Annotated in this window: 17 protein-coding genes; 7 read left to right on the plus strand and 10 right to left on the minus strand. The window is 40.8% G+C overall.

The features are described 5' to 3' along the window. Nucleotides 1–241: 241 nt before the first annotated feature. Both rlmF and AC4CU0_RS11850 read right to left on the minus strand, forming a co-directional pair. Nucleotides 242–1,216: a 23S rRNA (adenine(1618)-N(6))-methyltransferase RlmF gene (rlmF, locus tag AC4CU0_RS11845; protein WP_490743198.1), complete on the minus strand. Its 975-nt coding sequence runs from the start codon at nt 1,214–1,216 to the stop codon at nt 242–244. A gap of 353 nt (nt 1,217–1,569) precedes the next feature. After that, nucleotides 1,570–2,358 (minus strand): hypothetical protein, encoded by a 789-nt coding sequence (locus tag AC4CU0_RS11850; protein ID WP_180011991.1) that lies wholly within the window; start codon nt 2,356–2,358, stop codon nt 1,570–1,572. Nucleotides 2,359–3,319: 961 nt separating this feature from the next. On the opposite strand from AC4CU0_RS11850, the gene AC4CU0_RS11855 reads away from it, so the two are divergent. Further along, complete coding sequence (locus AC4CU0_RS11855) at nt 3,320–4,405, plus strand: SDR family oxidoreductase (RefSeq protein ID WP_373683928.1); 1,086 nt, start codon at nt 3,320–3,322, stop codon at nt 4,403–4,405. A gap of 93 nt (nt 4,406–4,498) precedes the next feature. On the opposite strand, the gene AC4CU0_RS11860 is transcribed toward AC4CU0_RS11855, so the two are convergent. Together AC4CU0_RS11860 and omp38 are read right to left on the minus strand one after the other, a co-directional pair. Continuing rightward, entirely contained in the window at nt 4,499–6,676 is a 2,178-nt protein-coding gene (locus AC4CU0_RS11860) for a TonB-dependent receptor (protein WP_490743199.1), read from the minus strand. Between the two features lie 430 nt (nt 6,677–7,106). Then, the gene (gene omp38, locus AC4CU0_RS11865; RefSeq protein WP_490743201.1) at nt 7,107–8,156 is read right to left on the minus strand and encodes an outer membrane protein Omp38; all 1,050 of its coding nucleotides are present in this window, start codon (nt 8,154–8,156) and stop codon (nt 7,107–7,109) included. Between the two features lie 378 nt (nt 8,157–8,534). On the opposite strand from omp38, the gene AC4CU0_RS11870 reads away from it, so the two are divergent. The 3 genes from AC4CU0_RS11870 (at nt 8,535) to AC4CU0_RS11880 (ending at nt 11,001) form a co-directional block, all read left to right on the plus strand. Next, nucleotides 8,535–9,056 (plus strand): GspH/FimT family pseudopilin, encoded by a 522-nt coding sequence (locus tag AC4CU0_RS11870; RefSeq protein WP_490743202.1) that lies wholly within the window; start codon nt 8,535–8,537, stop codon nt 9,054–9,056. A gap of 113 nt (nt 9,057–9,169) precedes the next feature. Further along, nucleotides 9,170–10,345 (plus strand): thiolase family protein, encoded by a 1,176-nt coding sequence (locus AC4CU0_RS11875; protein ID WP_490743203.1) that lies wholly within the window; start codon nt 9,170–9,172, stop codon nt 10,343–10,345. Between the two features lie 206 nt (nt 10,346–10,551). Then, entirely contained in the window at nt 10,552–11,001 is a 450-nt protein-coding gene (locus tag AC4CU0_RS11880; protein ID WP_490743204.1) for a VOC family protein, read from the plus strand. Between the two features lie 69 nt (nt 11,002–11,070). On the opposite strand, the gene AC4CU0_RS11885 is transcribed toward AC4CU0_RS11880, so the two are convergent. The 5 genes from AC4CU0_RS11885 to AC4CU0_RS11905 all read right to left on the minus strand — a co-directional run bounded on the left by AC4CU0_RS11885 (nt 11,071) and on the right by AC4CU0_RS11905 (nt 18,602). After that, nucleotides 11,071–11,556: a DUF934 domain-containing protein gene (locus AC4CU0_RS11885; protein WP_490743205.1), complete on the minus strand. Its 486-nt coding sequence runs from the start codon at nt 11,554–11,556 to the stop codon at nt 11,071–11,073. Continuing rightward, the gene (locus AC4CU0_RS11890) at nt 11,549–13,192 is read right to left on the minus strand and encodes a nitrite/sulfite reductase (protein WP_078190090.1); all 1,644 of its coding nucleotides are present in this window, start codon (nt 13,190–13,192) and stop codon (nt 11,549–11,551) included. The genes AC4CU0_RS11885 and AC4CU0_RS11890 overlap by 8 nt, the downstream gene beginning before the upstream one ends. A gap of 265 nt (nt 13,193–13,457) precedes the next feature. Then, nucleotides 13,458–15,863 carry a glucose/quinate/shikimate family membrane-bound PQQ-dependent dehydrogenase gene (locus AC4CU0_RS11895; protein ID WP_180085419.1) on the minus strand — a complete coding sequence of 802 codons (2,406 nt, stop codon included), beginning with the start codon at nt 15,861–15,863 and terminating at the stop codon, nt 13,458–13,460. A gap of 171 nt (nt 15,864–16,034) precedes the next feature. Continuing rightward, nucleotides 16,035–17,264, minus strand: coding sequence for a carbohydrate porin (locus AC4CU0_RS11900; protein WP_490743502.1), 1,230 nt, complete (start codon nt 17,262–17,264; stop codon nt 16,035–16,037). Nucleotides 17,265–17,480: 216 nt separating this feature from the next. Further along, entirely contained in the window at nt 17,481–18,602 is a 1,122-nt protein-coding gene (locus AC4CU0_RS11905) for a CaiB/BaiF CoA transferase family protein (RefSeq protein ID WP_111885009.1), read from the minus strand. A gap of 210 nt (nt 18,603–18,812) precedes the next feature. Here AC4CU0_RS11905 and AC4CU0_RS11910 point away from each other — a divergent pair, with 210 nt between their 5' ends. Next, a complete protein-coding gene (locus AC4CU0_RS11910; protein ID WP_078190094.1) occupies nt 18,813–19,823 on the plus strand; it encodes an AraC family transcriptional regulator in 1,011 nt (336 codons plus the stop codon). A gap of 50 nt (nt 19,824–19,873) precedes the next feature. Here the strand turns inward: AC4CU0_RS11910 and AC4CU0_RS11915 are convergent, their stop codons facing one another. Next, nucleotides 19,874–20,281, minus strand: a complete 408-nt coding sequence (locus tag AC4CU0_RS11915; protein WP_490747085.1) for a hypothetical protein — start codon at nt 20,279–20,281, stop codon at nt 19,874–19,876. A gap of 68 nt (nt 20,282–20,349) precedes the next feature. Between AC4CU0_RS11915 and AC4CU0_RS11920 the strand changes: the two genes are divergently transcribed. Further along, on the plus strand, nt 20,350–21,555 hold the full coding sequence (locus AC4CU0_RS11920; protein ID WP_490743207.1) for an acetyl-CoA C-acetyltransferase: 1,206 nt from the start codon (nt 20,350–20,352) through the stop codon (nt 21,553–21,555). An 11-nt stretch (nt 21,556–21,566) separates the two neighbouring features. Beyond that, nucleotides 21,567–23,699, plus strand: a complete 2,133-nt coding sequence (locus AC4CU0_RS11925) for a 3-hydroxyacyl-CoA dehydrogenase NAD-binding domain-containing protein (RefSeq protein ID WP_490743208.1) — start codon at nt 21,567–21,569, stop codon at nt 23,697–23,699. Nucleotides 23,700–23,814: the final 115 nt, after the last annotated feature.

Consider the following 23,814-nt stretch of genomic DNA (forward strand, 5'->3'; position numbering starts at 1 on the left):
TACGCATTTGCAGTTCAATTCCGCGCATTTTTCACATATAAAAGAAGCCCTTGCAGAATATTCCATGCATTTAGAACACGAAATAATAAAAAATCGCTAGATGCTGTTTTTTGTAACAATTAACAATGCGTCTTGTTTAGCAAAAAAATCGCCGGATTGATCCAAGACGCCATACTTGCACTGCCTCGCCTCTATTCATGGAATAGTACACCGATGACCCAAATTTCCAAAGAAGACAGACTTAAGCTGAAGTCCAACGTGCATTATTCCATGCTTGCTGCTGCTTTGAATCTAAAAAAGTCCAAGCGACAAAACGGCTTTCTTTTTGTCCTTGCGTCATTTTAATAGTTTTCACATCCACTGCGCCGCTCTTCGCTAAGGCCTTTAAAAGCACTGGCAATGTTGTTTTCTTGGAAACCAGCGTACTAAACCAAAGGCATTGCTCAGCAAAATTAATACTCTCTTGCACCATTTGGCAGACAAATCGTTCTTCGCCTCCATCACACCAGAGTTCGTTTTTTTGACCGCCAAAGTTTAACACCACCTTAGTCCTATCAACTGGCTTGCCTAGTTTTCTTAATTTTTGCGTTGCGGTCGCATTGGCTTCATTTTGCGAGGCATGAAATGGCGGATTACACATGGTCAAATCAAAACGATCTGAGGGTTTAATCACACCATTGAAAATATTGCTCGCTGCTTTCTGCAATCGAATCTGAATGCCTTTACGCAGATTCGGATTGGCCTCCACAATAAATTGAGCACTTTTAACCGATGCAGCATGTATGTCTGAACCGACAAATTTCCAGCCATAACTCCGATGACCAATAATCGGATAAATACAGTTCGCGCCAACCCCAATATCTAATACTTGAACATTGTGTCCAGTTGGAATCTGACCTTTATTGTTAGCACTCAACAAGTCAGCCAAATAGTGGATATAGTCAGCCCTGCCCGGAATAGGCGGGCAAAGAAAATCTTTGGGAATATCCCAATATTGAATGCCATAAAAATGCTTGAGCAATGCTTTATTCAACATTTTCACAGCGTGCGGATCAGAAAAATCTACCGATAAATCGTTATATTTATTTGGGCTGACAAAAGGCGCAAGTTCCGGACAGCTCTGGATTAGCTGAGGAAAATCGTAACGACTACGGTGCAGATTTCGTGCATGTAATTCCGATTTTTGCTGCGGAAAAGATTTCTTTGCTTGCGCCATATGTATGCCAATATTCAACGGGAGAACAGAATCATCTGATAAGGCAGGATATCTACCTGCAAATTAGTTGATATTGTACGTGAATTTACCCCCCAATTGCTCCCCCAACCTGTTATTTGTCTTTCTGCAAATCAATAACCACGTGGACATCTATTCTTATTTAATCTGTACATTTTTGGTTGCTATAGCATTAGATTTCATTAAAATAACCGTGGAAGATGAAGAATCAACAAAAAAGCCCAATCTGTGATGATAGGGCTTTTCATATCAGCATAAAATAATGATTTATATGAAATAAAAGTTAGTATTCGTATAGCGTGTATTATGTTAATTTTAGGGGAAATTAATATTCATTATCCATCTAAATCAAATATATCTAGAGAATCAACATACGGTAAGATCATATAATTATGATCTGATAAATGTCGTTTCAACCTACTACTAGTTTCTTGATTATAAGAATAAATGTTATCTAATTCTTCGAAGAGAGAATCCAGTTTCTCTAAGGTAAAGCTTGGCTTCTTGATAAAAAATAATAAACTCGCACCTAAGCCAACATATTCTAGATCAAAATTCTTATCCAAATATTGGATTAAACTGAAAGATTCAAAAGGAGATAGATCACAACTAAAATATCCATTGAGCTGTGCTGCAAATTTTTCATGATCATTTTCAGAATTAACTAATTTAATTTGAATAACTTCATCTAAAATTTTTTCAGGCTGCTCATTAATTTTTAATAAAACAGATAGGTCTTGATCACTATAATTAAATTTTCCATGTAGATCATGAATGTTCACCTTATTTTCAGATCTTAATAATTGATCAATATGATACTTAACCTGAAATGGCAGAGTGTTGTCATAGCTTATATCTTCATCTTCACCCTCTTCAATAATTTCCGATGTATCAAAATAAAGTCCATCTCCCATCGAAGCATGCATAGACGTATATTCACACTGTCCTATATCTTCTAAAAGCATTAACACTTTCTTAGGAGCATTTTTTGCTTTAATTTCTAAATACAAATTGAGAACATCTTTCCAAGATTTAGATTCACTAATTGTTGCAAAACACAACAATTCTTGAGCCTCATCACTTAAAAGGGGATTTGCTTTCTTTTCGATATTAAGTGTAGTCATAAGATTTTTAGAAAGTTAACTGAAGCCAAGAATTATGTCAGATCTCCTCCATTTAACATAATGGCTGTTATACGAAATGAAAAAACCTAGGCACTGGTCTAGGTCTTAAATTTTAAAAAATACATAAAAATTAATATAATAGTCTCAACATTTGCCTATTGTGACTTGTTTTAACTCTAATGAATCATCAAATTCAAAATGTAAATAGTTATCAAATATTCTGTATTTAAGCCAACTGTCACCTTCTCTTTCGGGGGGGCCAAATAGATTGGCTACAGATTGCTTCGTACTTTTATGATTAATACCTATAATCAGATCTTCTAAAAACGGGTATAAGTAATATTCTTCATTCTCTTTGACTTAGATAAAAATGGTATCTAGTATTTGATGTTCATTAAACCTGAACGTAACCCCTCTCTTAAAAATTGCCAATAGAATAGCTTTTCTCCACCGAAATTAGTCTCTAATGAGTCAAACTCACTTGCAACAAGAATAACTGCTTTCAAAATATCTGAACTTGACTCTTTAGTTCCAAGACAGGATACAAAAATCTCTACATCACCTGAAAAATTCACTTATTACATACCAATCAAAATCTTCTTTATTCTTTGGTTTTATCATATTTAAAGTGAAATCTCTGATTCAAAATTAAAATTTTCAAAAGCTGCATCTATTACGAAATGAAGAAGCCTAGACCTAAGATCTAGGCTTTAAATTAAAGCTCACAAGTTGGATATGACTCTTTGTCCATTTATTTATGAGATTTTGCGCCCATAATCATAAGAATATGCATCTATCCAACACTCATCCCATCTGAGCATTTTTAAGATCAATAAAAAATCACTTTTGTAGCGCTCTCATGAGATTTCTGCTGAATTTAGAGCACATTAAACTCAATAATAAAAATATATTTTTTCAAATTAATCAAAGACAAAACTAAATATTCTCAATATGATAAAAAATGCGTCAATTAAAGTTGAAGAACATGAATACCAAGACAACACCGATACTCGTTACAGGCGCCACAGGCTATATTGCCAGCTGGGTCATTAAAAATCTGCTTGAACAAGGACATACAGTTCACGCCACCGTACGCGATCTGAATAAGAAAAAAAGCTTTGCTCACTTAGAGAATATCGCAAACCAAAGTACTGGCACATTCAAACTGTTTGAAGCCAATTTACTTACACCGCATGCCTTTGATGAAGCCATGCAAGGCTGTGAAATTGTGATCCATATGGCATCCCCTTTTGTAGTGACCAATTATAAAGATGCAGTAAAAGATATTATTGAGCCTGCGGTAATAGGCACAGAAAATGTATTAAACAGCGTCAACCAAACAGAATCTGTAAAACGCGTGGTGGTGACATCCAGTATTGCTTCAACTTATGGCGATGCGATCGACATTAAGCAAACAGCAAATAACCAATTTGATGAGTCTCACTGGAACACCACCAGCTCTGAAACCCATCAGCCCTATCCATATTCAAAAGTCATGGCGGAGCGCAAAGCTTGGGATATGCAAAAAGCACAAAACCGCTGGGAACTGGTTTGTGTCAACCCAGCGCTGGTTCTTGGCCCTTCACTAACTGCGATGACCAAGTCTGGCAGCGTTGAAGTGCTTGAGCAGTTTGCTAACGGTATGACCCTCGCAGGTGTACCGCCGATGTGGAATGGCATTGTAGATGTCCGTGATGTTGCGGATGCACACTTGCAAGCAGCCTTTAACCCAAATGCAAAAGGCCGTTATATTATCAGCGGCGGCACGCTCAGCCTGCTGGAAATGGGCAAAATTCTGCGCCAGCACTTTGGTCCAAAATTCCCCTTCCCGCGCAACCAGTTGCCTAAAGCCGCATTTAAATTGTTTGGCCCGCTGGCAGGTTTTTCCAAGTCTTTTGTTGAGCTGAATATGGGTTTTCCAATCTACTTCAATGCCGACAAAAGTAAGTCCGAGCTAGGCATCAGCTACCGCAATATTGAAACCAGTCTTGTTGAGCATTTTCAGCAGCTGCTGGATGATGGTGTGGTGAAGCAATATATTCCCTAAATTAGACATTCATTAAGCTAATAACTTGCTCAATTAGTTTGAAAAAAAGCCACCTTAAATAGGTGGTTTTTTGAATTGACGTGTATTGGTTATTTAAAAGTCGAATGTTAAGCCAACTTTATAGGTACGTGGACCACCCACTAAGGCATAGCCTGAGTTAAATGTACCTTCCCAATATTTTTCATCAGTCACGTTATCAATATTCGCTAAGAACGTTGTGTTCACACCACCTAATTGAGTTTTATAGCGCGCACCAAGATCTAAAATTGTGTAGTCTGGCAGTTTAAGTGTATTGGTTTCATTTAAGTACTGTTCACTCACGTAGTTTGCACGTGCATTGACATTCAAACCATCCACATACGGCACTGCATAATCCAAGCTGAGTGTTGCGGTAAAGTCAGGAATACCATATACCGTATTACCTTGATTAGTTACGCCACTTTTCACCGCTGCTTTGGTATATTCAGCATCAATATACGCCAAACTACCCATCAGATTTAGTCCTGTATAAATCTCTCCAGAAAATGCCCATTCGACGCCACGTGAACGTGTTTCTGCATCATCTGTTGTGATTTGATTAACACTAATGCCGGTAATTCCATCAGAATAATCAGAAGACATCGTCGATGGTTTTTCAATTTGATAAAGGGCAAATGTATTCAACCAAGAACCTGCTTGATATTTTGCACCCAATTCATATTGTTTGGTTTGGAATGGCGCAAAGGTGACATTATTGTTGGCATCTGCAACGTTATTCACCGTTACACCTTCAGAAAGACCTTCAACATAGTTTGCATAAATAGAAAGATTCTCACCAAATGGTTTAACCACAACACCTAAGCTTGGCGAAATTTTATCATCTTGATAGCCAGTCTTTCTTTGTAAATTCTTGGTATCGATATCCTGATAGCGTGCACCAACAATAAATTGCAACTTATCATCCAACATTGAAATCTGATCAGATACCGTATAGCTAGTATATTTATTATCTAAATTCGGTTTAACCACTGGGTACGCAGAAGGCATCCCTACAGTCGTATCAGGATCATACAAATTAGTTGAATTAATTTTCTCTTGTGTTGCCGCAACATGCTGATCTGTTTCTTTGGTCAAATAATCAGCTCGAACATTTACAGCATGTTTTACAGCACCTGTATTAAACTTATATTGAATACCTGTATTGGCTGATGTAATCGACTCAGATGACCCTGTACGATAGTACTGTGAAGTAGCATGACCATCAGCTTGCCCTACGATAAGACGCGTACCAAAAATGTGTCCGCTATAGGCCTTTTCAATATGCCCTACACCTGCATACACATTTAAATCAGGTGTAAATGCATATTCACCACTTAATCCTACAAACTCACTATCTGTATGACCTTCTAAATTACTAAAATAATTGGTATCGCCTTTAGGTGCAGCAAGCACGCCATTATAGGTATGGCCATGAGCATCTTTGACACCAAATGCCACCATCGCAGGCGAACCACCATTACGGTCATCACGTACAGCATACGCATCAAAATTCAGTTTTAACTTATCCGTTGTATAGTCTGCAGCAATTGCACCTGAAGCATGTTTATCATCCATGCCTTCTATGATGTGCTCACCTTGACCATAAGCCCCATTCACACGTAAGCCAAATTCTTTTTCAGCACCAAAGCGACGTGAAACATCAAAGCCTGATTGATAAAAGCCACCATCTTCCATTGACGCTGAAACTTGGGTCTTCTGCTGATCTGCACGCTTAGTTTTGGCAATGACAACACCACCCACTCCACCTGCTGGTGACATCCCAGCAACTAAAGCATTTGGGCCTTTCAATACAGTAACCGAATCTAAAAATTCAGTTGGTACACGCCCATAAGGTGCCATACCATAGATACCATTGAGTGCAATATCATCATGATTGACATCAAAGCCACGAATATTAAAGTTTTCGTTTAAATGGCCTTGGTTTGTTGTGATACGAACACTCGCATCATTTCTCAGCACTTCACCCACGGTGGTCGCTTGCTGTTCTTCAATTAACTTTTCACTATATGCAGCAACGCTAAATGGCGTATCAACAATTTTTTTACTTCCCAAAGCACCAAGGTCTGTCTGCGCCTTCAATTTTCCATTTGCAAGCTGCTTTTCTGCAGGTACCTCAACTTCAATTGTTTCAAGCACGGTTCGCTCTGCTGCATTTACTACTGCAGATGTGCCCACCCCTAAGATCGCGATTGAAATCGCACGGACTAAATGAGTTTTTGGAAAATTGATCATTGTTGAACGCTTAATTTATTTGAATAAGAATCATTATTATATTTAGAATAATTCTCAACTTCATCATGAATCCCGATGATTATATTTTTTTAATGAGAAATATAAATATTAATTTTTTGTAAATTGTAGATAAGACAAATGTAAATAATTGTTTTTAATTACTTTTATAAAAAAATAAATACAATCTGTGTATGTTCAATTAAAGCTCTTAGGCGAACAAATGATTAATTAACATACAAATAATTTGAATTTTTACATGCTTTATTGCCTTTGAATAGATGTATCCATTTACATCCTACGATTATTCAAAAGTTAATAAGGCATTTTGGTTAGTGCCTTTTAGCCAAATTTAAGTCTCTTTTTTAATTTTTTGACATAAAAAAAAGCGACTCAAAAGAGCCGCTTTTTTCTAACCGAAGTTAAACTCAAATTATTGAGCTTGACCAGGTTGAGCCACTACAGTACGGCTACCAGAAATCGTAGCGAATACGCGACGGTTCATAGCACGGCCTTCTTTAGTGTTATTGTCAGCGATCGGTTGATCCCACGCGAAACCTTGAGTAGATAAACGAGCTGGGTCAACGTTGTATTCGTTAACAAGTGAAGATTTAACAGAGTTAGCACGAGCTAGTGATAAACGTTCGTTTAGAGCACGTGGACCAGTGTTATCTGTGTGACCTTCGATGTTAGCTGTAGCATTAGGGTATTCACCTAATTTTTCAGCAACTTTAGCGATTTCAGGTTTGTATTGATCTTTGATGTTAGATTTGTTTGTATCAAAGAACACACGAAGTTCCATGTTAAGATCTTCAGTCAACTCTTGAGGAGCTGGAGCAACTGGAGCAACTGGAGTTACAGGAGCAACTTCAACTACAGGAGCAGCAGGTTTCAAGTGACCGCCAAGAACTACGTTAAGACCAGCTAAAGCTGTGTAGTTCCAGAAATCTTCATCGATGTTGTAAGTAGCACGAGCTTCAGTACGTAGAGATAAAGCATCGTTTAAGCGCCAGAAAGCACCTAGACCAGCGTTACCTAAAGTACCTTCTTCAGTAGTACCACGATCAGCACCTAAACCACGAGCAGCAGCGTCGTCAAATTTGTATTTATAGTGACCAGCACCTAACAATACATATGGCTTAACTTTGCTGTCATAGTTTTTAGTAATCAAATCAGAAGTAGCATAGAAGTTACCGTTGATTTGAGTTTGTTTGTATTCGCCGTGATCAACGTCTACATCACCTTTAACTTGGTTATATTCAGCTTCGAAACCTAACCATGGAGTTAATTCAACACCAAGTGCTGCACCAACAAACAAGTCGTCTTGTAGCTCTGGACCTTCAGTAAGGTTGCCACGGCTGTTGTTGTGTTGAGAATCTTGGAAAGTGTAACCAAGCATTAATGGAGTAACAGTTACGCCTGCGTTTGCAGCTGCTAAAGGAGCAGCTACGAGCATTGCTAATGCAATACGACTCATTTTCATGGATTTATCCTCCAGAGATAACAATTGTTGTTCAAGCTCAAGCCGAAAAATTGGCTATCCTGAGATAGGCTTTCTTAATACCCCAGTTTTTTTTTAAGCTATTTACGCTGAATCATACAAACACTTTATTCTTTTTCCAAGTGCTTGATTAATCTAATCAAGTAAATTATTGACAAAATTACTTACAATTTCCGTTGTAATTCGGTAAATTTTTACTCAATTTTGAGCAGTGAATCGCCTATTGTCACTTGCTATTTTCATTTTAACAGCTTTATCTAAAATTGAGTAATAAAATTCTATACTCAAAATTAATATCGCCATTAAAAACACATATAACATTAGACATATAAAAATAATATTAAATTTTGGATTAAATCAATGCTTTACAATAAAGAAACCGGCTTTACTCTATTTGAACTTTTGGTCTCAATCGCGATTATGGTCATTATCGTGACGATAGCTTTACCACATTTCAACAATTTAATGGCGCAGCGAGAAGCGAATAACATCAAATCGACTATTCAAAATCACAATGCATTCGCACGGGCTCAGGCCACTATTTATCATTCCAATATTGTGATATGTCCTAGTATTGACTTTAAACTTTGCCAACCTAACAACTGGAACAGTGGTCTGATCATATTTATTGACAGTAATAAAAACCGTCAAGTTGATGCAAATGAAAAAATATTACTGCAAGACAAACTCAACTTAAAATATGGCGATCTGTCTTGGCGTGGGACTTTACACATTCCGAGCCTAACCTTTCAGGCTAGCTCCGGTTTACCCAATGGTTCAAATGGTAGTTTCTACTACTGTTCGAAATCAACGCTTCAACCGATCCGAGCAGTCTTAAGTCGAATGGGACATTTACGATTTGAAAACCCAACCAGTTGCTAATTTGAGAACCGGTGAGTCCAAAGCAGCCTTTTAAATTTGCTTTATTCCTGTTCAATTTTACTTATACTGCTGACGTATTCAAAAATTAATGTATAAGAAAATGGAGACATGTAATGACTGATATCGTCATCGTGAATGGTGCCCGTACAGCAATGGGTGGTTTTCAAGGGAGTTTAGCCGCTGTCACTGCACCAGAATTAGGCGCAGTTACGATTAAAGCAGCCATCGAACGCGCGGGTTTACAACCGACAGATGTTGAAGAAGTCATTATGGGCTGTGTGCTTCCGGCTGGCCTGAAACAAGGTCCTGCCCGTCAAGCGATGCGTAAAGCTGGTCTTCCAGATTCAACTGGTGCCGTAACCATCAACAAGCTGTGTGGTTCAGGTATGAAGGCCGTGATGCAAGCGGCAGATATGATTAAGGCAGGTTCGGCTCAAGTCGTGGTTGCAGGTGGTATGGAGTCAATGACCAATGCCCCTTATGTTTTGACCAAAGCACGAGCTGGCTACCGTATGGGCCACGGTGACGTTAAAGATCATATGTTCTTAGATGGCCTAGAAGATGCAGAAACGGGCCGACTCATGGGTTCTTTTGCGCAGGATATGGCAAACACAAAAGGCTATACACGTGAACAAATGGATGACTTCGCCATTCGCTCGCTTAAACGTGCACAAACTGCAATTACTGAGGGTTATTTTGCTGACGAAATCGTGCCTGTCACTGTTTCGAGTCGTAAAGGCGATGTGATTATCGATAAAGACGAACAGCCTTTTAACGCCAATATCGAAAAAATTCCAACGCTGCGCCCTGCTTTTGCTAAAGATGGAACGATTACCGCTGCCAATGCAAGTTCTATTTCTGATGGTGCGTCTGCTTTAGTTTTAACTTCAGCAGATCAAGCTTCAGCAAAAGGTTTAAATCCGCTCGCAAAAATTGTGGCTTATGCATCAAATTCTCAGCATCCATCCGAGTTTACCATTGCACCTGTAGGCGCAATTCAAAAAGTTCTAGATAAATCGGGTTGGAATGTTGCTGACGTAGATTTATGGGAAATCAATGAAGCTTTTGCCATGGTCACGATGTGCCCAATTGATGAATTTAAATTAAATGCTGAAAAAGTAAATATCAACGGGGGTGCTTGTGCACTTGGACATCCAGTTGGTTCTACTGGTTCACGCATTATTTTAACGTTGATCCATGCATTAAAACGTACAGGTGGTAAGCGTGGTATTGCAGCGCTATGTATCGGTGGTGGTGAAGCGACTGCTGTGGCGATTGAATTGATTTAATGCTCTGTAGACTCCTTTCGCAAAGAGTGATTTAGAGGAAATATTCTTTAATCCTCCCCTAACCCCTCCTTTAATAAAGGAGGGGGACTGAAAACCCCTCTGTAAGAGGGGTTTTTTATGCTTACATTTTAGACATAAATTATTCACATACAGCTCAGCAAAGGCTCTTAAAATAAATGTCGACATAATAAAAATGGATGACCTTTATGCAGCTCAATCACTACTTGAATTTTCAAGGCAATACCGAGGCAGCCTTTAATTTTTATCGTTCTGTATTTGGTGGAGAGTTCCTCAATGTGATGCGTTATGGTGATATGCCTGCTGAGGAAGGCATATCACTGTCCGATGCAGATCAGGAAAAGATTATGCATATTTCCCTACCGATCAACGAATTTACCGTGCTGATGGCCTCAGATATCAATGAACAATTCTGTGCACAAACCAACCAACCCTTTACCGTAGGCAGCAATCACTATATTTCGATTAATTTAGACAGTAGTGAACAAGCTGAAGCTAAACGACTGTTTGATGGCTTATCCAAAGGCGGCTCTATAGAAATGCCTCTCGAAAAGACCTTTTGGGGTGCGCTGTATGGCGCATTTACCGATCAGTTCGGTATTAAATGGATGGTCAATTGCCAGCTTAAAAATGAATAATCACTCATTAAAAGTATTTCGATCAATAAAAAAGCCTCCGAATGGAGGCTTTTTTATTGATCGAGGCACTTAAGCACCAGTTTGATAATGCGCTTGCGGCACTGCAGTTGAAGCTTGATATGGATTGGTAAAATCACCTAAGCCAGCAGCAGCTTCAGCAATATCTTTACCTTCTTTCACCACAAAAGTATCGAAACCTGAACGCTTCATGTAGTTCAACACGTCTTTGAATACATCACCTGTCGCACGTAGTTCGCCTTGGAAACCTTGGCGACGTAACAATGCAGCAAATGAGTAACCTCGACCATCGTTAAAACCAGCAAATTCGATGAAAATGGCATCTAACTGGTCAAGCGGGAATGCATTGGTTTCAGGTGAAGCATCAACCGTTACGAAAAGTGCTTTTTTACCAGTTACATTCGCAAGTTGATCTAACTGTTCAACCGTTAGAACCACGTCACCTTGTGGCAACACACCATCTTCACCAATGACTTGGTAAGTATTGTCTGCAATCGAGCCATCTTTAGAGAGGACTTGTAGTGCTGTATTAAGCATATGCACGCTCCTTAAATGGTTGGATGCCAACACGGCGGTAAGTATCAATAAACTCTTCGCCTTCAGCACGAAGATCTAGATACGTATTTAAGATTTCTTCGATAATGTCTGGTACAACTTCGGCTGCAAATGATGGGCCTAAGATGTCACCAATCGATGCATCATGGTCAGCATTACCACCCAAAGTGATTTGATAAAACTCAGCACCCTTTTTGTCTACACCTAAAATACCGATGTTACCCACATGGTGGTGACCACACGCATTCATACAGCCAGAGATGTTTAGATCCAATTTACCCAAATTGTAAATGGTGTCTAAGTCATCAAAACGACGAGAGATCGCTTCAGAAATTGGAATCGATTTCGCATTTGCCAATGAACAGAAATCACCACCTGGGCAGCAAATGATGTCGGTTAAGAACCCAATATGCGCACGTGCAAGATTATGTTGATCAAGGATTTTCCATAGATCAAACAAATCTTTTTGTGGTACATCCACAAGCGCAATATTTTGCTCATGCGTCGTACGGAACTCACCAAAGGTATATTTGTCAGCCAAATCAGCAATCAGGTTCATTTCTTCAACAGTCATATCGCCCGGTGCAATACCCGCACGTTTCAGAGAAATCGTAACGATGCGGTAACCTTTGACTTTATGTGCATTGGTGTTGATGTTGAACCATTGTTTAAATTTCGGCTCTGCGGCAAATTGCTCTGCGAAATCTTCATCCGCATAATCTTGGTAATCAAATGGTGTGAAGTTCTCATCCATTTTCGCCAAGGTATCAGCATCAATTTTTAACGTTTTGATGGTATGTGCAAATTCAGCTTCAACTTTCTCTGCAAATACTTCTGGTGTTAATGCTTTCACCAAAATTTTGATACGCGCTTTATATTTGTTATCACGACGACCGTGTAAGTTGTATACACGAAGTACCGCTTCTAAATAAGCAATCAAATCTTCACGTGGCAAGAAGTCACGAATAAAGCTACCAATCACTGGGGTACGGCCTAAACCACCACCAACTTTGATTTTATAGCCAATCTCGCCTGCTTCATTTTTCACGATATACACACCGATATCATGGAAAGACGTTGCCGCACGATCAGTTTCTTCCAGTGCTGAAACTGCAATTTTGAACTTACGTGGCAAGAAAGCGAATTCTGGGTGGAAAGTTGACCATTGACGAATCAATTCACACGTTGGGCGTGGGTCAGCAATTTCACCTGCAACCACACCTGCATATTGGTCAGTGGTTGTGTTACGAATACAGTTACCCGAAGTTTGAATCGCATGCATTTGAACAGATGCGAGCTCTTGTAACATATCAGGCACATTTTCTAGTGCAGGCCAGTTAAACTGAATGTTTTGACGAGTAGATACGTGCGCATAACCACGGTCATAGTCCTGAGCCAATGACGCAATTTTACGTAATTGTTTAGAATTCATCAGGCCATAAGGTACTGCAATACGTAGCATCGGTGCATAACGTTGTACATAAAGGCCGTTTTGAAGACGCAGTGGACGGTATTCATCTTCCGTCAATTTACCTGCTAAATAACGTTCCGTTTGATCACGGAACTGTGCAACACGTTCATTAACCAGTTGCTGGTCAAAATCAGTATATAAATACATGGCGTACAGCTAGTAATTTCTATTATAACAATGCACAGCATAACGAGATTTTATCTATCAAGAAAATGCGTTTTTTACATATTTAATAGCGATTTTATTGATAAGACTGTCGCAATTTCACTGATATAGCGGATTCCGGTCATTTACTTTTTATTTATTAATATATTGAATTATTTCTCCATTACTTAGCATAAATTTACATAAAGAATTTCAGCCAATAAAAAGCCCGATAAATCGGGCTTTTTATTTAGCGATGTAAAATCACTTATTTTTTATCTGGTAACGCATACGCAACAAGGTAATCACCAAGTTTTGTACCAAATGAACCATGACCACCAGCCATGATCACAACATATTGTTTACCATTTGCTTCATAAGTCATTGGAGTCGCTTGACCACCTGCTGGTAGACGACCTTCCCACAAAGTATCACCATTCGTTACATTGATTGCACGGATATAGTTATCTTGTGTTGCGCCTACAAACATGACATTACCAGCAGTCGAGATTGATCCACCAAGACCCGGTACACCAATTTTCACAGCAGGTAATTGGAACAATTTCGGTAAACTATCACGAATTGTACCTATACGTTTTTTCCAGACCACTTCATGTGTATTTAAATCTACACCGGCAGTAAAGCCCCATGAAGGTTGTTTACAAGGTAAGCCAAGTGGTGACAAGAAGGCTTTGATTTCCACACCATAAGGTACGCCATACATCGGTTGCACGCCTTGTTCAGTACCCGCACCTTTCGCAGTTTGCTCACGGTTTGGATCTGTAGGAATCAACTTAGTGACAAATGGCAAGCCAATTGGGTTCATCACAGCAACTTGACGGTCTTGGTTCACCGACATACCACCCCATTCAAATACCCCAAGGTTACCTGGGAATACCAATGTGCCATTTTCAGATGGTGGTGTATAAATACCGTCGTAGTTTAATGATTTGAAATACACACGACACATCAACTGGTCAAACATAGTGGCACCCCACATTTGTTTATCAGTCAATTTATCTTTTGGTGCTAAATCAAAATCAGAGAACGGTTGAGTTGCAGAATAATGCTCACCTTTAGTTTGTGGACCACGTTTTACAGTTTGTGGAACTGCTTTTTCGGTGATTGGCACAATCGCTTTACCGGTACGACGGTCAAGGACGAATGCATTACCTGTTTTGGTTAAGACATAGATCGCAGGAACAGTATTACCTGATTTATCTTTGATATCTGCCAATGAAGGTTGTGATGGTACATCCATATCCCACAAATCATGATGTGTGGTTTGGAAATTCCAAATTAATTTACCTGTTGATGCATTTAATGCCAACATTGAGTTTGCATAGCGTTCATCTAATGGCGTACGGTGACCACCAAAAATGTCTGGTGTGCCTACACCTGTTGGCACATAAACGATGTCAAGTTTTTCGTCATATGCTAAAGGTGCCCATGCATTCGGTGAGGCTACAGAGTATTTTTGACCTTCGCCTGGCATGGCATTTGGATCTTCCGCCCCTGTATCAAAGATCCACAATAATTCACCAGTATTAACATCATAACCACGGATGACACCAGATGGCTCTTTAGTCGAGAAGTTATCAGTTGTTGAACCGCCAATCACAATGGTTGTGCCAGTAACCACTGGAGGTGAAGTTGGGATATAACCGCCCGGATACGGATAAGGCATATCTTTTTGTAGATCGACTTCGCCGTTATGACCAAAATCACTACATGCTTTACCTGTGTCAGCATTGACTGCAACCAAACGACCATCATTTACAGGCAAGATCACTTTGCGCGGACATTCAGTAGAAGTCGAGCGTTTGTTCTCTAAGCTTTTTGCAAACTGAGTGGTATTTGCTGCGTCAAAATAAGACACACCACGACATGTTAAATGTTGATAGGTATTGTCCGCTTTAAGTTTAGGATCGAATGCCCATTTTTGTTTACCTGTCGCAGGATCAAGTGCAATTAAACGTTGGTGAGTTGTACACATAAACATGTCATTGCCGACTTTAATCGGAGTGACTTGGTTTGTGGTTTCACCTGAGTCATTTTCTGTTGGTAACTCACCTGTACGGAAAGTCCACGCTACTTCTAAATCTTTAACGTTGTCGCTATTGATTTGGGTGAGTGGAGAATAACGTACACCACCTTGTGTACGACCATAGGCAGGCCAATCTTCAGGAGCAATACCCTCAATCGCTTTGGCTGTTTGAGGTTGTGCATTTTTAATTTCACCGTGAATTTCTTGCGGATCATTAAAAATTGAATAGATCATCACGATAATCGCAATCACCAGTGTGCCTGATAATGTAATTTTCGCAGTTTTGCCATTTTCCATACCGCGTGTCACGGCAGGAATCAGTAACCAAAGGCCCAATAAGCCTAAAATATCAAAACGCGGTGCAAGTGCCCAAAAGTCAGAACCTGCCTCCCAAAGTCCCCAAATCACTGTACCCAGCATCAACGCTGCATAAATGTATAAAGAACTGTTTTGAATTTTTCTTAAGTATATTGCTGAAGCCAGCATTAACAGGCCGGCGATAATGTAGTACCAAGAACCGCCAAGGACTGCCAGCCAGATACCACCAATCAATAGAACCAAGGCGAAAATTGCCATCACAACGACGGTAAATGTTCGCATCCCAGTCCCAGTAGATGGGTTGCTCATGTTGACCACCTCTATTGTCGAATGTTGTATTTAGTGCGTGAAATACATTCAACGCACCACCGTTTTTATGTCGCAAAGAGAAGTTGTTACAAAAACAATTCAAGGGGGAAATATCGTAATTTTTCTCAGAATTACCGAATTGCTTTTATAAGAACCCTAATCGGACATCAATTAAAATGCTGTTTGAAATTTGATACCGCCGACCCACGCATTCTCACCATTTTTGTAAGCACCGACGTGACGGATATATTGAATATTTGGACGAATAGTCAGCCAGTTTGCCGCATGAATACCGTAGTAAATTTCTGCGTCATACTCTTCACTTTGTAGACCACGTGCATCATTGGCAATATTGGCGTCATTCACATCATCATTAATGCTGATACGACCTAAGCCAATCGCGATTTCATCTTGAGGACGTGCATCGAATGCGCCTTTGTATACCAAGCCAATGTTTTGCATATCACTCACATTGTTGGTGTCTGAGTCATGCACAGTGACATTCACAAAACCACTTAAGCCACGTGAGGTATCGTCTTTATGTACTGTCAGTTGTTGTTTCGCCACAATCCAACCACCTTGATGGTGATCTTTTTCATGTACTGCGCTATCAATGACATCGGCATCAGCGGTACTGTAGTAGTAACCTGCACGGTATTCACCCGGAAGCTTTTGTGTCCCTACTTTTGGCGTCCACACCACTTCAGCAGGAATAATCGCACCTTTAGAACCATCGGCACTCAAGTTCCAACCTTTACCACGTTTTAGATTTTCAGGGTTGTATTCATAAACCCCAACTTGTGCGTAGAGTTCAGGCTGAATGTTATATTTCACGCGAACAGCCCATTGGCTGACTGGCCAGTTGTACCATTGGTCACCGACCCAGTTACCCACTTGTGAGCCACAAAGTGCTAAGTTTTGAAAGTCACAGTCAAAGCTGTTGAAATCTTCACCTTCACCAAAACGACCGACTTTAATATCTAATTTTTGGTCTAAGAATTTTTTCTTGATCCAAAAATCAGTCAAACGCCAAGTTTGACCACGACCCCACACTTCTTGTGTTGCACTTAAATGACCATTTAATGCATCTGAAGTTTGAGACAATGAACGACCATTACGTTCAGTGATATTGATTTGTGCTTCGGTATCTTTCCAACCCGCAATTTTTTCTAAATCGAGATGTGCCCCGATCGCGAATTGGTCCGCATATTCAGTGCCATGACTTGAAGCATGCTTCGCATCTAACAAAGTGGCTAATTCGCCACCATAACTAAAACTAAAATCGTAACCTTTCTGTTGAAGCGCTGTTCGTTGACCGTTCCAATCACCGAACATCCATGGGCTTTCAGAACTGAAAGCATCTGCAGTAGTTGCCGCTTGGGTTGCTGAACCCGCAAGCATTATTCCGAGGCTAAGATATAAAGATCCAAGTTTACTCACAGCTATTTTCATTTGGAGACCTATACACCAATTGTGTTAATAGCTCATATAATACTCTCACATTTGTATAATTTATTTATTTTTTTGTTAACAACACCCAATATTTACATTGATATTTATCTAATTAAGAGATTTTAAAGGTTTTATTGTTCAACTTATCACCTTTTTTTATACCATTCATAACCAATTATCCGCACCTAAAGTTTTACCCACATGGGTATAAATCAATGCTGATCTAGAAAATTTAATCGGACATGCCAGTTGAGTTTGTGTCATTGTGTCGCCTTCTTGTAGCGGAACTTCAACACACCAATGCCGCTCTTGGGCCAATTGTGAATTTAGAGCTTCATCCAAACTTAAAACTGGCTCCACACACACATCTTGAGAGGCAAAAATCTTTTTCCACTCAGCCCATGTTTTGGTTAGTATTTTTCGGGCAATTGCATGCTTAATTTCAGTCTGATCTTGTGGATCAAATGACATGCCTTGCGTCGCTAAAGCGGGTAAATCTAGAATTTGCGCCAATCCATGTAAAAACTGTGGCTCCAAACCACCTATAGACAGATAACGACCATCTTGGGTTCGATAATAGTCATAGAAACTTCCGCCATTCAGATGTGCAGTTTCTGCGGCGGTTACCGCATTGGCAGCCAATACGCCAGCTGCAGCCATATTATTCAATGCGACGGCACAATCGGTCATGGAAATATCAATATATTGTCCTAAACCGCTACGGTAACGCTCAATCACCGCAGCTAAGATGCCAGTAATTGCATGCATTGATCCACCTGCTACATCGGCGATTTGAATCCCCATCGGTGGCGGGCCACTGTCTTGGCGTCCGCTATGACCTGAAATGCCCGATAAAGCCAAGTAATTGATGTCATGCCCTGCACGGTCTTTGTAATGTCCGGTTTGACCATAACCCGTAATCGAGCAATAAATCAGTCGCGGATTAATTTCGGCCAAAACTGCATAATCCAAACCCAAGCGTTGCATGACACCTGGACGAAATTGTTCTACCACGATATCAAAATCTGAAATTTTGGCTTTGATCAATTCAATACTTTTCGGATCTTTTAAATCTAATGCGATGGATTGTTTATTGCGATTTAAATAACTATGCGCTGTGGCTTGCCCATTGGCATAAGGTGGCATCAAACGAACCAGATCGGGACGCGTCGGTGACTCAATATGCACAACTTCCGCACCCATGTCAGCCAAATACAAGGTCGCAAATGGCCCTGGGAGTAATGTCGAAAAGTCGAGTACTTTCAATCCTTTTAAAGCAGCTTCCATGGATATTTTTCTCTAATTGTGTAGATTTTTTATCCATGGTAGAAATATAAAATGATTAAAACAATGTCATGTTCAGCCATTTACCTTGATAGTTTCGGCAATTTACCATGTAAAAATGGCAAAACCGCTGTTGTAAATTGCCATGATTTCTTTTTTTAGCGTCATTTAGGTCAAACATTTGTGAACATTAAAGAGACTGAAGGATTAAACATGAGTCGTGATACGATCAGTATCCATTTCGTCAACGCAGCCTTAACTGGTGTGAAACGTCTCGGCATGGATGTCGAAACTTTATTGTCTCATGTTGGCATTGAGGCTGAACTTCTACGCCAACCCAAAGCCCGTATTTCACCTGAACAATACACACGTTTTATTAAAATGTTGTGGATGGTGACTCAAGACGAACATGTCGGTTTTGATATTCAACCGCGCCGCTTGGGTACTTTTGCCATTATGTGCCAATTGATTATTCATGCAAAAACCCTCGGTGATGCACTCGAATTGTCTTCGCAGTTCTACAAACTGTTTGGTGATGAATGGTCAGTGACACTAGAACGTGATAAGCACGAAGCACGTTTAGTTCCTCAAATTCCAAAATCTATGGACCCAGACCATTTCATTACAGAAAGTATGCTGATGATTTGGCATGGTCTCGCTTCTTGGTTGATTGAACGTCGTCTGCCTTTAGAGCGTGTTCACTTCGGTTATGAACGTCCTGAACATGCTGACGAATATGATGCCTTGTTTTTTGCACCTGTCATGCAGTTTGATACACCACGAACTGAAATTACATTTGCAGCGGATTATTTAGATTTACCTATTCGTCAAAACGAAGAAACGCTTGAAGAATTCTTAAAAGCGGCTCCTGCACAGTTATTGGTTAAATTTAAAAATACCAATTCATTAACATCTCGTATCCGTGATGTGCTGAAGAGTCAAATTGGCGAAGAAATGCCAACCTTGAACGATGTTGCTTCAATGCTGTATCTATCGCCGCAAACACTACGTCGTCGTTTAGCCGCTGAAGGTAAGAGCTACCAAGGTGTGAAAGATGCCTTACGTCGTGATGCTGCAATTCACTTATTGCTTAATCCAGACTTAACGCTTGAAGATGTTGCACAGCAAGTCGGTTTTAGTGAAACCAGTACTTTCCACCGTGCATTTAAAAAGTGGACCGGTGTAACACCAGGCCTATATCGCCAATTACATGGTTATCACTAAGCAATATTCAAAAATAGCATTCTCTAAAACCTGATCTCGATCAGGTTTTTTTATTTCGGAAAATCTGCACGTTGTTTTTGACAAAGCAATGGATCGACGGGCGTGATCACGCGTTGGCCATCCTGTATCCGATACATTTCTGCCTTGGTCACATGATCATTTCGATCATACTCACAGGCTAAACCGCCCGTCCCCTCATCTGAGGGATGAATGCCATAGATCATATAAATATAAAAACCGATCAAGCATACAAAACCTAAGCAGCCTACTAGTACTAGCCAAGCCAGACCTTTCAACACTCGCTTCACATTTTTATGCATAAGCAGATCTTCAATATGTACTGAATCGATAGCAACTGATCTTAACCGATCCTCGCTTTCAATATGCAGGTTGATTTTTATCTTATTCAGCGGCAAGCGTTGACCAAAAATATCAAACGACTCGCCCGTTCTCATCATTGCACTAGGTTGATTAATCCGTACACTCAAAAAACCAATAAAAATTTATAGATCATAGGGACAGGATTATGAGCGAGGCTTACATCATTGATGCCATTCGCACACCGCGCGGTAAAGGAAAAAAAGACGGTTCACTACATGCCGTTAAACCGATTAGCCTACTGACCGGTTTATTGAACGAATTACAAAAGCGACATCAATTTGACACCGCTGCAGTTGACGACATTGTACTGGGCTGTGTAACCCCCATTGGTGACCAAGGCGCAGACATTGCCAAAACCGCAGCCATAGCAGCTGGTTGGGATAATGATGTGGCAGGCGTTCAAATCAACCGTTTTTGTGCATCAGGTTTAGAAGCTGTAAATATGGCAGCGCAAAAGGTGCGTTCTGGCTGGGAAGACCTTGTGGTGGCTGGCGGTGTAGAGTCGATGTCTCGTGTGCCGATGGGCTCAGATGGCGGTCCTTGGGCGCTTGACCCTGAAACCAATATGGCCTGTGATTTTATACCACAAGGCATTGGGGCAGATTTAATTGCCACCATTGACGGTTATAGCCGAGCAGATGTGGATGCCTTTGCAGCCAACTCTCAGCAAAAAGCCGCAGCAGCTCAAGCCAATGGTTATTTTGACCAATCTGTCGTTCCTGTTAAAGACAAAGCAGGCGTGACAGTTTTAGCCAAAGATGAATTTATTAAACCAACGACCACAGCAGAAGGCTTAGGCAAGCTCAACCCAAGTTTTGCCATGATGGGGCAAATGGGCTTTGATGCCATTGCCTTGCAAAAATATCCTGAAGTCGGCGCAGTCAACCATGTACACCATGCAGGGAACTCATCGGGCATCGTTGATGGTGCTGCCGTAGTATTGCTTGCCTCTGAAAAAGCGATCAAAGAACAAGGCCTAAAACCGCGTGCCAAAGTGCTTGCCACTGCATTGGTGGGTGCAGACCCCACCATTATGCTGACTGGTCCTGCACCTGCTGCACGTAAAGCCTTAGCTAAAGCTGGCTTAACCATTGATGATATTGACCTATTTGAAGTGAACGAAGCTTTTGCAGCAGTTGTAATGCGTTTTATTACCGAACTCAAGGTGGACCCTGCCAAAGTCAATGTGAATGGCGGCGCGATTGCATTAGGACATCCGCTGGGTGCAACAGGCGCCATGATTTTAGGAACCCTGATGGATGAACTGGAACGCCAAGGTAAAAAGCGCGGCTTAGCAACACTTTGCGTGGGTGGTGGTATGGGCATCGCAACGATTATTGAGTTGGTATAAGGAGACTAAAAATGAGCGCAATTCAATTTGAAAAAAATGCCGATAATATCGTCATTTTAACTTTAGATTCTCCAAACCAATCCGCAAACACCATGAATGCAGACTTCCGTACGGCACTGGCTGAAACGGTAGACAAACTGCAAGCAGATGAAAATATTGCAGGGATTATTTTCCGTTCCGCAAAAAAAACCTTCTTTGCCGGCGGCGACTTAGACGAACTGATTCAAGCTACACCTGAGCATGCAACTGAATTCTTCAATATGATTGAAGAGATGAAAGCCAAACTGCGTTATATCGAAACCCGTGGCATTCCTGTTGTTGCAGCTTTAAATGGCACGGCGCTTGGCGGTGGTTGGGAGTTAGCTCTTGGCTGTCATTATCGAATCGCACTGAATGATGCTAAGGCAAAATTTGGCTTACCTGAAGTAACTTTAGGCTTACTGCCAGGCGGTGGCGGTATTGTACGTATGGTCCGTTTATTGGGTCTGCAAAATGCATTTCCACTCTTAATGGAAGGCAAGCAAATTGGTGTCGAAAAAGCCAAATCATTGGGGCTGATTCAAGACACTGCAGATAGCCTTGAAGACCTGATGGACAAAGCCATTGCGTGGGTCAAAGCCAATCCAAAATCACAGCAGCCCTTTGATGTAAAAGGCTATAAAATTCCGGGCGGTACGCCATCGACTCCTGCTGTGGCGCAAATGCTCGCCATTGCCCCCGCTATGCTACGTGACAAAACCAAGGGCTGTTACCCTGCGCCTGAAGCCATTATGTCGGCTGCTGTTGAAGGCGCTCAGGTCGATGTTGATACGGCGCTCACGATTGAATCACGTTACTTTACTTACCTTGCAACCGGTCAAATTTCTAAAAATATGATCGGCACCTTCTGGCATGGTCTCAACGCTATTAAGTCTGGTGCAAGTCGTCCAAAAGACGTCGCGAAATGGCAAGCCACCAAAGTTGGTATTTTAGGCGCAGGCATGATGGGTGCAGGCATCGCTTATGCCACAGCATCAAAAGGCATTGCAGTTGTACTTAAAGATATCTCTGTAGAAGCTGCTGAAAAAGGCAAAGCCTATAGCCAAAAACTGCTGGATAAAAAAGTAACTCAAGGCCGTTTAAGTGCAGAAAAACGAGATCAAGTTTTAGGCCTGATTCAGGCCACTGCAAATGTGGCAGATTTACAAGGCTGCGACTTGATCATTGAAGCTGTATTTGAAAATGTCGAATTGAAAGCCAAAGTGACTCAAGAAGCAGAAAGTTACTTGGCAGCCAATGGCGTAATGGCATCCAATACTTCAACCTTGCCAATTTCAGGCTTAGCCAATGCATCTCAAGATCAAGCTAAATTTATCGGTCTACATTTCTTTAGTCCTGTCGATAAAATGCAATTGGTCGAAATCATTAAAGGCAAAAACACATCGGCTGAAACCTTAGCCAAAGCCTTTGACTTTGTGCAGCAAATTGGCAAAACGCCAATTGTAGTCAATGACAGCCGCGGCTTCTTTACCAGCCGTGTCTTTGGCACCTTTGTGCAAGAAGGTTTACGTCTATTGGCTGAAGGCGTACACCCTGCCCGCATTGAAATGGCAGCTCTGAAAGCTGGCATGCCTGTGGGCCCATTGGCCATTCAAGATGAAGTGTCTTTAATACTCTCTGAGCATGTTGCGGCCGAGACACGTAAAGCCCTACAAGCTGAAGGCAACGACTTGCCTCGCTCAGGTGCGGATGACGTTATTCAAACCATGATTCATGAGTTCGGACGTAAAGGTAAAGCTGCCGGCGCAGGTTTTTATGAATACCCTGAAGGCGGTAAAAAGCACCTTTGGGATGGCTTGAGCAAATGGCAGAAAGATAATGCTATTTCTGAACAGGAAATGATTGACCGCTTCCTGTTTGTACAGTCACTCGATACCTTACGCTGCCTAGAAGAAGGTGTTTTGGAATCGACTGTTGATGGCAATGTCGGATCAATCTTCGGGATTGGTTTTGCCCCTTGGACAGGTGGTGCACTTCAATTTTTAAATCAATATGGTTTGGAAAAAGCGCTATTACGTGCCAATACACTAGAAGCAAAATATGGCGAACGCTTCAAAGCACCGCAATTGCTGAAAGACAAAGTGGCGAAAGCTGAGCAGATTTAATTATTCATTTTGAGCATGCAAATTTTGCTGTTCAATCACATCAAAAGGAGCTTCGGCTCCTTTTTATTTTCCTTCTCAGTCGCGTGTTTGCAAACAAGCCTAGAATTTACGCGAA

It is taken from the genome of Acinetobacter sp. LipI_15 (assembly GCF_058242865.1).

Bases quoted from the DNA above. Each gene is read 5' to 3' on its own strand.
- rlmF (WP_490743198.1), bottom strand. From the start codon at position 1,216: ATGGCGCAAGCAAAGAAATCTTTTCCGCAGCAAAAATCGGAATTACAT.
- AC4CU0_RS11915 (WP_490747085.1), bottom strand. From the start codon at position 20,281: ATGATGAGAACGGGCGAGTCGTTTGATATTTTTGGTCAACGCTTGCCG.
- AC4CU0_RS11905 (WP_111885009.1), bottom strand. From the start codon at position 18,602: ATGGAAGCTGCTTTAAAAGGATTGAAAGTACTCGACTTTTCGACATTA.
- AC4CU0_RS11885 (WP_490743205.1), bottom strand. From the start codon at position 11,556: ATGCTTAATACAGCACTACAAGTCCTCTCTAAAGATGGCTCGATTGCA.
- AC4CU0_RS11860 (WP_490743199.1), bottom strand. From the start codon at position 6,676: ATGATCAATTTTCCAAAAACTCATTTAGTCCGTGCGATTTCAATCGCG.
- AC4CU0_RS11855 (WP_373683928.1), top strand. From the start codon at position 3,320: ATGCGTCAATTAAAGTTGAAGAACATGAATACCAAGACAACACCGATA.
- AC4CU0_RS11890 (WP_078190090.1), bottom strand. From the start codon at position 13,192: ATGTATTTATATACTGATTTTGACCAGCAACTGGTTAATGAACGTGTT.
- AC4CU0_RS11900 (WP_490743502.1), bottom strand. From the start codon at position 17,264: ATGCTTGCGGGTTCAGCAACCCAAGCGGCAACTACTGCAGATGCTTTC.
- AC4CU0_RS11880 (WP_490743204.1), top strand. From the start codon at position 10,552: ATGCAGCTCAATCACTACTTGAATTTTCAAGGCAATACCGAGGCAGCC.
- AC4CU0_RS11920 (WP_490743207.1), top strand. From the start codon at position 20,350: ATGAGCGAGGCTTACATCATTGATGCCATTCGCACACCGCGCGGTAAA.
- AC4CU0_RS11925 (WP_490743208.1), top strand. From the start codon at position 21,567: ATGAGCGCAATTCAATTTGAAAAAAATGCCGATAATATCGTCATTTTA.
- AC4CU0_RS11870 (WP_490743202.1), top strand. From the start codon at position 8,535: ATGCTTTACAATAAAGAAACCGGCTTTACTCTATTTGAACTTTTGGTC.
- omp38 (WP_490743201.1), bottom strand. From the start codon at position 8,156: ATGAAAATGAGTCGTATTGCATTAGCAATGCTCGTAGCTGCTCCTTTA.
- AC4CU0_RS11875 (WP_490743203.1), top strand. From the start codon at position 9,170: ATGACTGATATCGTCATCGTGAATGGTGCCCGTACAGCAATGGGTGGT.
- AC4CU0_RS11910 (WP_078190094.1), top strand. From the start codon at position 18,813: ATGAGTCGTGATACGATCAGTATCCATTTCGTCAACGCAGCCTTAACT.
- AC4CU0_RS11850 (WP_180011991.1), bottom strand. From the start codon at position 2,358: ATGACTACACTTAATATCGAAAAGAAAGCAAATCCCCTTTTAAGTGAT.
- AC4CU0_RS11895 (WP_180085419.1), bottom strand. From the start codon at position 15,863: ATGAGCAACCCATCTACTGGGACTGGGATGCGAACATTTACCGTCGTT.